Source organism: Spirillospora sp. NBC_01491, from assembly GCF_036227065.1.
Lineage (GTDB): Bacteria > Actinomycetota > Actinomycetes > Streptosporangiales > Streptosporangiaceae > Spirillospora > Spirillospora xylanilytica.
In genome coordinates this window covers 4999593-5013635 of the sequence record NZ_CP109432.1, presented here as the reverse complement: position 1 = coordinate 5013635, position 14043 = coordinate 4999593, and the positions used below count along the sequence as shown (strand labels likewise).

Sequence of the window (14043 nt, the reverse complement as noted above, 5' to 3'; positions counted from 1 at the left end):
ATATCATTTTGTGATGATGTCAGTCGAGAATGATGTGTTGCGCCTGCTGGCCGATCCCCTGCGCGCGCGGATCGTGTCGCTGCTGGCGACCGAGGCGTTGTGCACCTGCCACCTGGTGGAGGAGACCGGCGCCAAGCAGACCAACATCTCCAACCACCTGCGCGCCCTGCGCCAGGCCGGACTGGTCGACACCGAACCCTGTGGCCGCTTCACCTACTACCGGCTGCGCCCGGAAGCGATCGACGCACTGGCCGCGAGGCTGACGGGCCTGGCCGATGCCGCCCGCCAGGTCCAGACCCACCAGCGGAAGAGGCCCTGTACGTGACCGGCACCCAGACCGCGGCCGGCCCGGCGGAGACCGGGTCCGCCCTCGTGGCGAGCCTGTCCAGGCTGGACCGCTTCCTGCCGGTGTGGATCATCGTCGCGATGGCGGCCGGACTCGGCCTGGGCCGGGCCGTCCCCGGCCTGGACGAGGCCCTGTCGAAGGTCCAGGCCGGCGGGATCTCGCTCCCGATCGGGCTGGGCCTGCTGGTGATGATGTACCCGGTGCTGGCCAAGGTCCGCTACGACCGGCTGGACGCAGTCACCGGCGACCGCCGCCTGATGGCCTCCTCGCTGGTGCTCAACTGGATCGTCGGGCCCGCCGTCATGTTCGCGCTGGCGTGGATCTTCCTGCCGGACCTGCCCGAGTACCGCACCGGCCTGATCATCGTCGGCCTCGCCCGCTGCATCGCCATGGTCATCATCTGGAACGACCTGGCCTGCGGCGACCGCGAGGCCGCCGCCGTCCTGGTCGCGCTCAACTCGGTGTTCCAGGTCGTCGCGTTCGGTGCGCTCGGCTGGTTCTACCTCGACGTCCTGCCCGGATGGCTCGGCCTGGCCACCGACGACCTGCACTTCTCCGTCGGCAAGATCGTCGTCAACGTCCTGGTCTTCCTCGGCGTCCCGCTGCTGGCCGGCTACCTCACCCGCCGGTTCGGGGAGAAGGCCCGCGGACGGCAGTGGTACGAGGAGCGCTTCCTGCCCCGCATCGGGCCGGTCGCCCTCTACGGGCTGCTGTTCACCATCGTCATCCTGTTCGCGCTCCAGGGCGACAACATCACCGACCGGCCCGCCGACGTCGCCCGCATCGCGCTTCCGCTGCTGGTCTACTTCGCACTGATGTGGGGCGGGTCGTTCGCCCTCGGCCGCGCCGTCCACCTCCCGTACGCGCGCACCGCCACCCTGGCCTTCACCGCGGCGGGCAACAACTTCGAACTGGCCATCGCCGTCGCCATCGGCACCTTCGGAGTCACCTCCGGCCAAGCCCTCTCCGGCGTCGTCGGCCCGCTGATCGAGGTCCCCGTCCTCGTCGCCCTTGTCTACGTCTCCCTCTGGCTCCGCCGCCGCTATGCCGGACAGGCGGACAAGGAGGCCGGCCGGTCATGATCTGCCTCGACCGCGGGGAACCAAGGCCGCCGCCGAACTCGAACCCGGCCATCGTCCGCCACGTTCACCCCGAGGGAACCCAATGACCGACAAGCCCAGCGTCCTGTTCGTCTGCGTCCACAATGCCGGACGTTCGCAGATGGCCGCCGCCTACCTCACCCACCTGACCAGCGGCGCCGTCGAAGTCCGCTCCGCCGGGACGGCCCCAGGCGACCAGGTCGACCCCGCCGTGGTGGAGGTGATGGCCGAAGAGGGCATCGACATCTCCACCGAGATCCCCAAGGTCCTCACCGTCGACGCCGTCCAGGCCAGCGACGTCGTCATCACCATGGGCTGCGGCGACACCTGCCCGGTCTTCTCCGGCAAGCGCTACCTCGACTGGCGACTGGACGACCCCGCCGGCCAAGGCGTCGAAGCCGTGCGCCCCATCCGCGACCAGATCCGAGCCCGCATCGAGGAACTCGCCACCGAACTCACCAGCAGCCTCGAAGCGTGACCGCGGAACCGCCGACGCGGGCAGCCGCGATCACGAAGACCTGACGGACTTCTCCCCTGCGGCTGTCGTGGCCAAGGACAGACACCCTCATCGGTCTGGTGGCCCAGGTGGACGGGCGGGCTGACACGGAGTGCCGGGAGGCTGGGAAAACGCTGCCCGATTCGGAACAGAATCCCAGCGTTCCCGTGCGAGCAGGTCTTCGCAAAATAGGTCACAAGGTTCTTCTCGGCCATCGATATGTTCATTTTGCCGGTATTGGCGGATCGGGTCACTTTACCGTCGCGCCATTGACCCACTCGGACCTCCTTGTTATGGTCACTCCGAGTAAAGAAACATCCACGCGGAGTCTTTGCGATGCCCATCACCTGGGCTGTCGCGCAGCCGGTTCTTCGACCTCAATGGAGGAGAACAAACCGGTCGAGCACGCAAATACAAGGAGGGTAAGCCATGAGATCTGGCCCCAAGCCGCCCAGTGACCTGACGAAGCACAAGGGCATCGAGACCGTCCGCCAGATCCAGGGCCTGATGCTCCTGTGCTCGGTACTGCCGCCGGACGGAAAGATGCGCGAGATGCTCAAACTCGCGCTCGAGGTCCGCAATGAGGAGTTCCCGGCCGACATCGAGCCGATCAGCGACCTTCACCCGCAGGCCACCAAGACCTGGCTCGAGTTCTTCTGGACTCGGGTCGGTATATCCGCCAAGGAAAGGGAGTTGATCGACTGGCAGAACGACAAGCCGAAAATGGATATCGCCGTCGAAGAGCTACAGAAGGCCGAGCGGCAGCTCGGCATAAAGCTGGCCCCCCAGACGGTCCAGTGAACAGCACCAGACCAGGAGGAAAAATGTCACCGAGCACCATTCTTCGCCACGCCGCCGCCGACGCGGACTTCCGCGCCGAACTCCTCACCGGAGCGGGACACTTCGGCGTCCCCGCCGCCGCCGTCCCCACCGCGGTCGAGCAGCAGGACACCGCGTCGCTGGGCTACTGGACCGAGGGCGTCGCCGCCGTCGACGCCTACGCCTGCGCCTCGACCTGTAGCTCGGGTCCGTTCACCTTCGCGTGCGACGGAAGCACCAAGAACTAACCAGCTCCACCGAAGTGCCCCGGCCTAGCGCCGGGGCGAGCGGAAGCACGGATGGGCCGAAGCCATCGGCCCATCACCCGCCCTTTCGACGCAGCCGAGGAGCCCGCCCGCGTGAAGCCGACCTACCCCGTGGACCTCGCGGCCCGGGCCGCCAACCTGTCCGAGCGGATGCGGATCGTGTCCGCTCTGGGCTCGCCCGACGCCGCGGAGCCGCTGGAACCCTTCGACGTCTGGAAGATCGACCGGCTGGCCGCCAAGCTGGCCGCCAAGTTCGGCGCGGAGACCAGCCCGCGGCCGGGGCGGACGCGGCACACCGAGCAGTCGCTGGGCGAGACCCTGCGGGCCTACCGCGGGCACGAGCTCGGCCTCACCGATCCCGACGGCCGGCTGGGCCGGATGCTGGCGGAGCTCCACGACGGCTGGCTGCCCGCCTACCGGGCCGCGCTGGACGGGTTCGACTCCGCCGGCGACGCGTCCGCGGCGGCGGACTGGCGCGAGGACGACGTCTACTACGGCCGGCTCGCCACCGCCTGCGAGCCCTTCCTGGTCGACCTCGGCCGCCGGCTGGCCCGGGCGATCGACGACGGCGCCGCGTCCGCGGTCCGCGTCGATCCCCGGCTGATCGCCGACTTCCAGACCTACCTGCTCGACCGGTTCGAGCTGGCGCTGGCCTGGGCGGTGGAAGCCGACGCGAAGGTGCACTGCCGGCTGCACGGCATCGACCCGGCGAGCGCGACCCGCGAGGACTACCTCGCCTACCTCGACAAGACGTTCGCCGACGCCGACGCCTACCACCGCTTCTACCTGGAGTTCCCCCTCCTGGGCCGCTGGCTCGCCCAGGCCACCGGGCTGCTCGCCGAGCACGGCGCCCAGATGATCGCCCGGCTCCGGGACGACGCCGCCGAGCTGTCCGGGGCGCTCTTCGGCGGGCGGCCGATCGCAGCGGTGCGCACCGCGCAGCTCGGCCGCTCGGACCACCACGCCGGGGGCCGCAGCGTCGCGATCGTCGAGGTCGAGCTCGCGGACGGCGCGTCCGGGACCGTGGTCTACAAGCCCCGCGGCCTCGAGGGCGAGGTCGGGTTGCAGGGGCTGCTGGCGCGGCTGCGCGACGACGGCGTCCTCGGCTACGCCGAGCGGGCCGTGCTCCCCAAGGACGGCTACGGCTTCGAGGCGCTGATCCCGTCAGGCCGCAACCGGGTCGCCACCCGGGAGCAGGCCGAGCACGTCTACGCCGAGCTCGGCGGCTACCTGGCGATCTTCTACGTGCTGGGCGGCGGCGACCTGCACTTCGAGAACGTCCTCGTCGCGGACGGCCACGCCTTCATCTGCGACTGCGAGACGGTGCTCGGGGCCCTGCCCAAGGGGCATCCGCGCCCGTCGGGCACCCTGATGGACTCGGTCTTCAAGACCGGCCTGATCGAGTGGCCGAGGGGCGGCGCGGCGCCCGAGGGCGAGATGCGGATCAGCGGCTACACCGGCGGCGGCGGCTACGAGATGCCGATGCCGGTGCCCCAGGTCGACCGGCGGCAGTCCTTCGAGTCGTCGGTCACGCACCGCGAAGGGGTGCGGGTCGAGCCGGGGGCCGCCAACCGGGTGTTCATCGGCGACGAGCTGACGCACGCCGAGGACTACGCCGAGGCCATCGGATCCGGCTTCGACCGGGTCTACCAGTGGTTCCAGCGGCAGCCCGACGAGGCGATCGCGTGCGTCTCCGAGCTGTTCGCCGGTTCCAGCGTCCGCTTCATCAACTGGAGCACCCAGGTCTACTCGCAGCTGCTGGCGGCGGCCCGGCATCCCCGGTGCCTCCTGGAGCCGCTGGAGGTCGACCTGCTGGTCAACACCGTGCGCACCTTCCCGCGCAAGTGGGACCAGGACGCGGCCCTCCCGGACTGGGAGCTGGTGTCGATGTGGCGGCAGGACGTCCCGCTGTTCACCGTCGAGGCGGGCAGCATCGGGCTCGTCCACGATCACGAGTCCGACGTGCAGGCGGAGCTGGAGGTGAGCCCGCTCGGCCACGCCGCCTCCCGGATCAGGGGGTTGTCCTCGCAGAACCGCGGCCAGCAGCGCCAGTACATCGCCGCCGGGCTGTCCGGCGGCGACGTCGCGAGCCCCGAGTTCGCCGCCACATGCGTCGAGCAGGCGGCCGGGCTCGGCGAACTGCTCTGCGAGATGCTCCGCGAGCCGGGTGCGCCCGCCCCGTGGACGTCCTTCGTGATCACCGGCGAGGGGCGGAACGAGGTCGACATCGAGGGCGACCTCTACAACGGCTCGGGCGGCATCGCCCTGTTCCTGGCCTACCTCGACGCCCTCGATCCGCGCCCGGAGTTCCGCGCCGCCGCGCGGCGGGCCCTCGACCACGCCGCCGCCACGGTCGACCGGGGGCGCATCGGTGCCTTCACCGGGCTCGGCGGGATGATCTACCTGCTCACGCACCTGCACCACCTGTGGGGCGAGCGCGCCCTGCTCGACCGCGCCCTCGAACTGGGCGACGAGCTGGCCGGGCGCATCGATGCGGACGAGCAGCTGGACGTCTTCCACGGCGTGGCCGGGCTCATCCCGGTGCTGATGGGGCTGGCGGGCGCGGCGGACGGCCGGGGCCTGGAGCAGGCGCACCGGTGCGCCGGGCATCTGCTGCGCCGCGCGGAGGCCGACGGCGACGTCCTCTCCTGGCCCGGCTCCGACCTCGGTGCCGCCGGGGGCAACCTGACCGGGCTGTCCCACGGGGCCGGCGGCGTCGGCTGGGCGCTGATCGCGCTGGGCCGGCTCACCGACCGGCCCGAGTACGTCTCGGCCGGGCGGCGGGCCTTCGCCTACGAGTCCCGCCACTTCGACGAGAGCGCGCAGGACTGGTACGACCTGCGCGAGTTCCCCGGCGGGACGCTGTGGCGGGGACGCCACTACGCCAACGCCTGGTGCAACGGCTCCTCGGGCATCGGGCTGACCCGCATCCGGAGCTGGGCCCTGCTCGGCAAGGACGACGACGCGCTGCTGACCGAGGCGCGGCAGGCGCTGACGGCGACGATGCGCAACTTCCCGCGTTTGATGAACGATTCGCTGTGCCATGGCCGGTCGGGCAACGCCGAACTGTTCCTGCGGTTCGCGCTGCTGGCGGACGAGCCGGCGTTCCGCCTGGAGGCCAACGTCCAGGTGCAGGCGCAGTGGCGCAACCTTGAGGACGCCCCGCCGGGATCCGCCAGTGGGTTCTTCCCCGGGCTGATGCTCGGCATGTCCGGTTTCGGGATGCACTTCCTGCGGTTGGCCCATCCCGAGCGGGTCCCCTCGGCGCTGCTCCTGGACGCCCCGCCGGCACCCGCGTCAATCTGAGGAGTGATGTGACACATGTCTGTTGAGTCCTGCGCGGCCTTCCTACGGGTCGCCCTCCGTGACACCCGGTTCAGGCAGCAGATGAAGGCCATGACCGCGGTCGCGGAGATGATCCGCCTCGGCCGCGCCCACGGCTACCTCTTCGACGAGCGGGATCTGGCGGTGGCGTCCTCTTCGCCGGACCTCGCCGAGGCCGCGCCCGTGGTGCGGTCGGCGCCCTCGGAGACCGGGCCGACCGCGTTCTACCACCATGAGTACGACATGGACCAGATCCCCGGGTTCGCGGCCGTCATCGACCAGCTGCCGGCGTTGAAGATCAAACCGTCCACGGTCGACCTCGCGCGTTTCGACGAGGGGTTCCGGGCCGAGGACCTGCGCTCCACCTCGATGGTGCCGGGCGGCAGGGAGCACCGCCGGTGGCGTGCCGGGCTGGGCGCCCAGGCGGGCCCGCGGGACAGGCGCGACTTCCACCTCGTCAACCTGGACGAACACGTCGAGCACGAGGAGTACGACGCCTACTATGCGGCCAAGACCCGGCTGGTCGACGCGCTGGAGAAGGTCTTCGGCGGTGAGGTCCGGCTGTCGGGCAGCATGTGGTACCCGCCGTCGAGCTACCGGTTGTGGCACACCAACGAGGAGCAGCCCGGCTGGCGGATGTACCTGATCGACTTCGACGAGGACTTCGCCGACCCCGAGCAGACCTCCTTCTTCCGCTACCAGCACCCCGAGACCCGCGAGCTGGTCACCCTGTCGGAACGGCCCCGGATGGCCCGGTTCTTCAAGGTGGAGCAGGATCCCGACCGGCTGTTCTGGCACTGCATCGTCAACCCGACGCAACGGCATCGGTGGAGCTTCGGCTGCAACGTCCCCGACACCTGGTTCGACGACATCGCGGGCCGGTCGTGAGCGTGCGGCCGGACGCCTCCGCCATGGACGCGTCCCCCACGGACGCCGCTCTCGCCGATGGGCCCGCCGGGTCCGCTCGGGTGACGCCCGCGATCCGGGCCACCGGCCTGCGCAAGCGGTACCCAGGCGTCGACGCGGTGGACGGCGTCGACCTGACGATCGCCCCCGGCGAGAGCTTCGGGTTCCTCGGGCCCAACGGGGCGGGCAAGACCACCACGATCGCGATGCTGTGCACGCTGGCGGTGCCCACGTCCGGCCGGGTCGAGATCGCCGGCCATGACACCCGGACGGACGCCGCGGCGGCGCGCCGCCGGATCGGGTTGATCTTCCAGGAGACCACCCTGGACGGCGAGCTGACCGCGGCCGAGAACCTGAGGTTCCACGCCGACCTGTACAACGTCCCGGTGGCGCAGGTCCCGGCGCGGATCGAGGAGACGCTCGCGCTGGTCGGGCTGACCGGCTGCCGCGACCAGGTGGTGCACACCTTCTCCGGTGGCATGCGCCGCCGCCTGGAGATCGCGCGGGCGCTGCTGCACCGCCCGCAGATCCTCTTCCTGGACGAGCCCACGATCGGGCTGGACCCGAACGCGCGCGCCCAGGTCTGGCGCTACCTGCGGCACGTGTGCGAGAACGAGGCGGTCACCCTCTTCCTGACCACGCACCACCTCGAAGAGGCCGAGCAGTGCGACCGCATCGCGATCATCGACGCGGGCCGGATCGTCGCGCAGGGCAGCCCCGCCGAGCTGAAGTCGGTGCTCGGCGCCGACCGGGTGGACCTGCGCACCGGCGACGACGCGGCGGCGGCGCTGCTGATCGGCGAGCGCCTCGGCCTCGACGTGACCCGGGGCCGCCAGGGGCTGTCTTTCCAGGTGCCGGGCGGAGCGCGGGTGCTGCCGCGGCTGCTCACCGAGCTCGACGTCCCCGTGTACGAGGCGCGGGTCACCTCGCCCAGCCTGGACGACGTCTTCCTGCACCACACCGGGCACCGGATCCGCGACGAGGCGCCGCCGGAACCGTCCGGCGTGCCGGACGCCGCGTCCCGCGCGGTGCGGGTCCCCGCGGCGTCCGAGGTCGGCAGGGGCGGGCCGCGGGCGGAGCTGCGCGCCATGGGGATGGTGTGGCGGCGCGAGATGCTGCACTTCAGGCGGGACCACCTCGGAGCCGCCATCTCCCTGGTCCAGCCGCTGGTGTTCCTGTTCATCCTCGGCGTCGGCCTGGCGAAACTGATGCCCGGCTCCAACGGGGACGCCTACCAGCTCTTCCTCTTCTCGGGGGCGCTGGTGACGGCCGCGCAGGGGCCCGCGCTCGCCACCGGGACCTCGATCATGTGGGACCGGCAGGGCGGCTTCCTGCGCGAGATGCTCGCGGGCCCCGTCAGCCGGAGCTCGCTGCTGGTCGGGAAGTGCCTGGGCGGGACGACGGTGGCCACCTGCCAGGCCGGCATCCTGCTCGCCACCGCGGGCCTGGTCGGAGTCCCCTTCGACGGCGTCCTGATCGCGCTGCTGCTGGGCGAGCTGGTGCTGGTCTCGCTGACCATGACCATCCTGAGCGTGCTGCTGTCCACCCTCATCCGGCGCCCGCAGACCTTCGGCACGGTGCTGACCGTCATCATGGCGCCGCTGGTGTTCCTGTCCGGCTCGTTCTTCCCGCTCAGTGCGATGCCCCCGTGGATGGCGGGGGTGGCGCTGGCCAACCCGCTCACCTACGCGGTGGACGTGATGCGCCGCACCGTCACGGCCTACCTGCCCGACACCCCGTCCCAGCTTTTCCGGCCGCTGAGCGTGGGTTCGTGGCATCCGCCGGTGCTGCTCGAATGCGGCCTGATGGTTGCGCTCACGGCCGGCGGCCTGATCTGGGCCGCCCGCCGCTTCTCCCGCATCGACTGACCTGCCGCATCGACTGACCTGCCGCATCGACCGGCCGGCCGCATCGACCGGCCGGCCGCGCTGATCACGCCGGGGGCGCGGTCGCGCCGCCGTCCGCGGTGATCCAGCTGCCGTGGAAGCCGGTCGGGACCCGGCGGGGAAGCCGTACCCGGGCGACCTCGGTGAGGTCGGAGGCGGCCAGGACCAGCAGCTCGGATCCGGCGCACGCGCGGTCCGACACGATGGACAGCAGCCAGCCGTCGTCTTCGTCCCGGCCGCCGGAGGCCGGGACGAAGACGGCCTCGCCGGCGTCGGCTCCCAGCTCACGCGCGAGGGTGGTGCCGGAGGCGGTGTCGTACTTGAGGATCGCGTCGTCTCCGACCGTGTAGAGGTAACGGCCGTCGCGTCCGACGAAGGCGTCGTTGAGCGTCGGGAACTCCATGCTGCGGTCGTCGAGCCGTTCCTCTTTCACCGTCCCCGTTCCCGGGTCGAGCGTCCATCGATGGAGCTGTGGGAGCCCGGTCTTGGAGGCGGCCTGTACCGGATCGACCGCGCCCCCGATATCGCCCCAGATGGCGTTGAAGGCCGCCGCGCCGTACCGCACGGCATCGAGCACGACCCGGCCGGAGGCGTCCTCGTGGGCGTTGCCGACGTGGAACACGTAGCAGGGGTCGATCTCGAACCACCGGACGGCGCCGCCGCGGTCCATCACGCCCAGCCGGGCGCCGTAGGAGTCGTCCCACCTGATCGGCATGCCCTTGCCCAGCAGGGACAGGTCGAAGACGGCGGGGAGGTCGAGCCAGACCACGTGGTTCTCGGTGATGGCGAAGTCGTGCATCATGGTCGGCCCGGGTACGGCGACCTCCCGGCTCTCGACGAGTTCTCCCGCTGCGGAGAGCCGGTGGTAGGTGAGGTACGGCGGACGGATGTCGTACCCGAAGAAGTGGAGTTCCCCGGTGATCGGGTCCTGCTTGGGGTGGGCGGTCATCGCCGTGGTGAGCCGGCCGTCGAAGTCGTGCGGACCGGTCGTGTCCAGCTCGGGGGTCATCTCGTAGGGGAGCCCGCCCTCCTCCAGGGCCAGGATCCGGCCGGCGTGCCGGATGACGTGGGTGTTGGCCCCGGACACGGCGAGGTCGACCGATCCGTCCGCGCGCCGGCGGGGGGCGCCTTCGAGCTCGCGGGTCCTGACCCAGCGGTTGCGATACCACTCGGCCCGGCCGCCGCGCAGCCGGATCCCGTGGATCATTCCGGCGCCCGCGAACCAGTGGCCCGGGTCCCGGCCGGGGAGCGGGTTGGGGCCGTTGCGGACGTACCGGCCGTCCAGCTCGGGCGGCAGGGAGCCGGTGACGGGCAGGTCATGGGCGTCGATCTCGTCGGGCACGGGCGCGAGGAGCCCGCTGAGGTAGCTCGAAGTCATGCCGAGGAGGCTGACATGTACACATAGGACATGTCAATAAGGGACATGTAGACTCGGTGCATGTCACTGCGCCACGCGCTGCTGGGGATGCTGGCCTACGAGCCGTCCAGCGGGTACGACCTGAAGAAGGCGTTCACGAGGGAACTGGGCGAGTACGCGTGGCACGCGCCGCACACCCGCATCTACCCCGAGCTGAACGCCCTCGCCGATGAACACCTGATCGAGGTCGTCGACGAGGGCGCGCGCGGACGCCGCGTCTACGCGACCACCGACGCCGGACGCGAGGAACTGCGCCGCTGGCTGTTCCTCCCCACCGAGCACGGCAAGGCGCGCAACACCGACACGCTCAAGCTCTTCCTGCTGACGTCGCTGGATTCTGAGGACATGCGCGCGCTGCTCCGCCAGCACGCCGACGAGAGCGCGCGTGAAGTGGAGAAGCTGACCGCCGTCGTGGTGGAGCTCGACGCCGGCCTCAAGCCCGGCGAACGCCCGCAACTCGGCCGCATGGCCGCCGAGTTCGGCCTGCGGCTCCACCAGGCCAGGCGGGACTGGGCGCTGTGGGCCCTTGACCGGGTCGCCGCGTCCCGCTGAACCGCCGGTGGCCTGAACGGATCCGCCGTGGGCCGACCTGGCAGAGCACCGGGCGGCCCTTATGCGTCCGGCGTGGAGCGCGGACTCGACAGTGTGCGAGTGAAGGCGTCGGCGGCGGTCACGGAGCGGTCGGCTCCAGCACGTCGATCTGCTGGTCGGTGGGCTTTCGGGCGGGGCGCAGGGCGATCACCAGCACGGCCGCTCCGGAGAGTGCGATCAGCATCGTCCAGACCGTGCCGACGTGCATGGCGTGGATGAACGCGTCATCGGCGGCGTGCGCCAGGCCGGGCCGATCGATCGCGGCGGCGGCGTGCCGGGCCTGCTCCGCGGAGATCCGGGCCTGGTCCCGCGCCGGGCCGGGCAGATCGTGCAGCGAGGCTTCGATCGCGCGCCGGTACGTGATCGACATGATCGTGCCGCCGATGGCGATCCCGAGCACGCTGCCGGTCTGCCGGACGGTGTTGGTGACGGCCGATCCGGCGCCGGCCCGCTCCAGCGGCAGGGTGCTCATCAGCGCCGCCGTCACCGTGCCGATCACCACGCCGATCGCGAGGCCCTGGACCAGCAGCTCGATCTCGATCCAGACGAGCGGGGTGTGCAGCCCGAAGAGCCCGACGGTGCCCATCGCCAGTGCCGCCGTGGTCAGTGCCGTCGAGGCGACGGGGCGCAGCGACCAGCGGCGGGCCAGGCGGATGCCGAGCGGCCCTCCCGCGATCGCGCCGAGTGCGGCCGGGGAGGCGGCCAGGCCCGCCTCCAGTGCCGAGAAGCCCCGTGCGCCTTGCAGGTAGAAGGCGCTGTAGAAGCCGGCGGCGGTCATGGCGAAGAGCAGCAGCCCGATCGCCGCGTTGCCGCCGCCGAACGTCCGCCGCGCGAGCAGCCGGGGATCGAAGCTGGGCTGCCGGACGCGCAGCTCGACGAGCACGAAGGCGGTCAGCAGGACCAGTCCGGCGGTGATCGGTGCCCAGACGTGCGCGGGGCTCCAGGAGGCCACCTGCCCCGCGCGGATCAGCCCGTAGGCCAGCGCGCCGAGCCCGCTGATCGACAGCAGCGGCCCGGCCGGGTCCAGTGGGCGCGGGGCGGGACTGCGGAAGTCCGGGACCAGCGTGAAGATCCCCACCAGGGTGAGCGCCACGGCCGGGACGTTGACGAGAAAGATCGAGCCCCACCAGAAGTGGTCGAGCAGGACGCCCGCGAGCAGGGGGCCCGCCGCCAGGCCGACCCCGGCGGACGCCGAGGAGACGCCGATCGCGGTCGCCCGCGCGGGGCCGGTGAAGGTCCAGGTGAGGATGGCCATGGCGGCGGGCATGATCAGCGCGCTGCCGAGGCCCATCGCGGCGCGGGCGGCGATCAGCTGGCCGGCGTCGCCGGCGTAGGCGGCCCCTACCGACGAGCCTGCGAAGGCCGCCAGTCCGGTGGCGAGCACGGTCCGGTGGCCGAAGCGGTCGCCCAGCGCGCCCGCGGTGAACATCAGGGCGGCGAAGACCAGGGTGTAGGAGCCGGTCGCCCATTGCAGCTGGGCGGGGCGGGCGCCCAGGCCGCGGGCGGGGTCGGTGAGGGTCTCGAAGGCGGTGTTGAGGATGGTGTTGTCCATCCAGATCAGCAGGGAGGACGACAGGAGCACGGCGAGGATCAACCGCTGCCTGGACTTCGGCAGCGTCGGGGACGCGGGCATGGAGACCTTCGGTACGATTGGCAGGAACCTGACGATTATCCTGGAGGATCGTCAGGAACCTGTCAATCTGAGAAGGGGTTGGGCGTTGGGTTCCCACCGGCACGAGGGCGGGGCGTTGACCTTCATGGTCCGCCGGGTCTGGTTGAACATGCGGTCGGCGATCGGGGAGGAGCTCAAGGCGTTCGGGCTGTCGACGTCGCAGTACGCCACCCTGCTGATGGCCGAGGCGCAGCCCGGGATGTCGGTCGCGGACATCGCCCGGGAGGTGGCGAGTTCCCGGCAGGCCGCCAACGAGATGCTCGGCGGTCTCGAAGCGGCGGGCCTGATCGAACGGCGGCCGAACCCGTCCGATCGGCGTACCCACCGGATCCACGTCACCGAGCCCGGGCGGGCGCGCCTGGCCGAGGCACGCATCGCCGTCGAGCGCCGAGAGGCCGAGTTGGAGGCCGGGTTCACGGCCGGGCAGCGGGCGGCGATCCGCGACTGGCTCGACGGCATCTCCGAAGCCTGCGGCTGACCCGCGCGAGGGAGGCCGCCGAGGCGGTGGCCTCCGGGGTCATCCCGTGGCCGAGAACGCCTCGGGGAGTTCGCAGACGAGGGGGGTGCCGTCCATCCAGCGGGCCAGCCGGTCGCGGTCGAGGAGGACGAGCAGGCTGCCCGCCTCGTTCACCGCCGGTTTGGTGAAATGGTTGCTGGTGACGAACACGCCGACGTGGTCGCGGTAGGTGGCGTTCACCGCGCCGACCATCTCGCGGACGTGCCGGACGCCGATGGTGCTGCTGTAGCGCTTGCACTGGACGGCGATCCGCCGGCCGTCGGGCGCCACCGCGAGGACGTCCGCGCCGCCGTCGCCCGCCTTGCCGACGATCTCGACGCGGCGGTAGCCGTCCCGGTGGAGCAGGGCGGCCGTCAGTTCCTCGAACTCCCGGCCGGTCATCTGGTCGACCCTTTCCAGGTGGGCCATCTCGCGGAGCCGTTCCGCCCGCTGCCGCGCGTCCCACCGGCGTTTCACGATGCAGACGGCGAGAACGGCGGCCAGGACCGCGGCCGTTGCGAGGATGAGGGCGATCGAGCGCCAGTGCGCCAGCACGAATCCGATCAGGAAGTAGAGGCCGACGCAGGTGACGGCGCCTGCGGCCAAGGCGAGGGCGGCCAGGAGCACGGCGTGGGGGCCGCGCCGGACGGGCGGGGAGGGTTCGTCCACGGACACCTCCGGTAACGGTCGGTTTCCCGCAGGATGACCCGCGCCTCTGACAATT

Annotated in this window: 13 protein-coding genes; 10 read left to right on the top strand and 3 right to left on the bottom strand. The window is 71.3% G+C overall.

From position 1 onward, the window contains the following. Positions 1 to 13: 13 nt before the first annotated feature. The 8 genes from OHA34_RS23375 to OHA34_RS23340 all read left to right on the top strand — a co-directional run bounded on the left by OHA34_RS23375 (position 14) and on the right by OHA34_RS23340 (position 9125). A complete protein-coding gene (locus tag OHA34_RS23375) occupies positions 14 to 325 on the top strand; it encodes an ArsR/SmtB family transcription factor (protein ID WP_285939531.1) in 312 nt (103 codons plus the stop codon). Then, the gene (gene arsB, locus OHA34_RS23370; RefSeq protein WP_329518912.1) at positions 322 to 1428 is read left to right on the top strand and encodes an ACR3 family arsenite efflux transporter; all 1107 of its coding nucleotides are present in this window, start codon (positions 322 to 324) and stop codon (positions 1426 to 1428) included. The genes OHA34_RS23375 and arsB overlap by 4 nt, the downstream gene beginning before the upstream one ends. Before the next feature lie 82 nt (positions 1429 to 1510). After that, complete coding sequence (locus OHA34_RS23365; protein WP_285939533.1) at positions 1511 to 1924, top strand: arsenate reductase ArsC; 414 nt, start codon at positions 1511 to 1513, stop codon at positions 1922 to 1924. A 447-nt stretch (positions 1925 to 2371) separates the two neighbouring features. After that, positions 2372 to 2743, top strand: a complete 372-nt coding sequence (locus OHA34_RS23360) for a DurN family substrate-assisted peptide maturase (protein WP_285939534.1) — start codon at positions 2372 to 2374, stop codon at positions 2741 to 2743. A gap of 23 nt (positions 2744 to 2766) precedes the next feature. Further along, positions 2767 to 3009, top strand: a complete 243-nt coding sequence (locus OHA34_RS23355) for a cinnamycin family lantibiotic (protein ID WP_285939535.1) — start codon at positions 2767 to 2769, stop codon at positions 3007 to 3009. 111 nt (positions 3010 to 3120) lie between these two features. Further along, entirely contained in the window at positions 3121 to 6333 is a 3213-nt protein-coding gene (locus OHA34_RS23350; RefSeq protein ID WP_329518911.1) for a type 2 lanthipeptide synthetase LanM family protein, read from the top strand. Positions 6334 to 6348: 15 nt separating this feature from the next. After that, on the top strand, positions 6349 to 7239 hold the full coding sequence (locus OHA34_RS23345) for a Nif11-like leader peptide family natural product precursor (RefSeq protein WP_285939537.1): 891 nt from the start codon (positions 6349 to 6351) through the stop codon (positions 7237 to 7239). Then, positions 7236 to 9125, top strand: coding sequence for an ATP-binding cassette domain-containing protein (locus tag OHA34_RS23340; RefSeq protein ID WP_329518910.1), 1890 nt, complete (start codon positions 7236 to 7238; stop codon positions 9123 to 9125). The genes OHA34_RS23345 and OHA34_RS23340 overlap by 4 nt, the downstream gene beginning before the upstream one ends. Positions 9126 to 9189: 64 nt before the next feature. On the opposite strand, the gene OHA34_RS23335 is transcribed toward OHA34_RS23340, so the two are convergent. Continuing rightward, the gene (locus tag OHA34_RS23335; protein WP_329518909.1) at positions 9190 to 10521 is read right to left on the bottom strand and encodes a carotenoid oxygenase family protein; all 1332 of its coding nucleotides are present in this window, start codon (positions 10519 to 10521) and stop codon (positions 9190 to 9192) included. Between the two features lie 60 nt (positions 10522 to 10581). On the opposite strand from OHA34_RS23335, the gene OHA34_RS23330 reads away from it, so the two are divergent. Then, positions 10582 to 11112 carry a PadR family transcriptional regulator gene (locus OHA34_RS23330; RefSeq protein WP_285939539.1) on the top strand — a complete coding sequence of 177 codons (531 nt, stop codon included), beginning with the start codon at positions 10582 to 10584 and terminating at the stop codon, positions 11110 to 11112. 118 nt (positions 11113 to 11230) lie between these two features. Here OHA34_RS23330 and OHA34_RS23325 read toward each other — a convergent pair whose 3' ends face one another. Beyond that, positions 11231 to 12784: an MFS transporter gene (locus OHA34_RS23325; RefSeq protein WP_329518908.1), complete on the bottom strand. Its 1554-nt coding sequence runs from the start codon at positions 12782 to 12784 to the stop codon at positions 11231 to 11233. Between OHA34_RS23325 and OHA34_RS23320 the strand changes: the two genes are divergently transcribed. Further along, positions 12783 to 13301 (top strand): MarR family winged helix-turn-helix transcriptional regulator, encoded by a 519-nt coding sequence (locus tag OHA34_RS23320; RefSeq protein ID WP_329518907.1) that lies wholly within the window; start codon positions 12783 to 12785, stop codon positions 13299 to 13301. The two genes, OHA34_RS23325 and OHA34_RS23320, sit on opposite strands and share 2 nt — an antisense overlap. A 39-nt stretch (positions 13302 to 13340) precedes the next feature. Here OHA34_RS23320 and OHA34_RS23315 read toward each other — a convergent pair whose 3' ends face one another. Continuing rightward, positions 13341 to 13988, bottom strand: a complete 648-nt coding sequence (locus OHA34_RS23315) for a restriction endonuclease (RefSeq protein ID WP_329518906.1) — start codon at positions 13986 to 13988, stop codon at positions 13341 to 13343. Between the last annotated feature and the right edge of the window lie 55 nt (positions 13989 to 14043).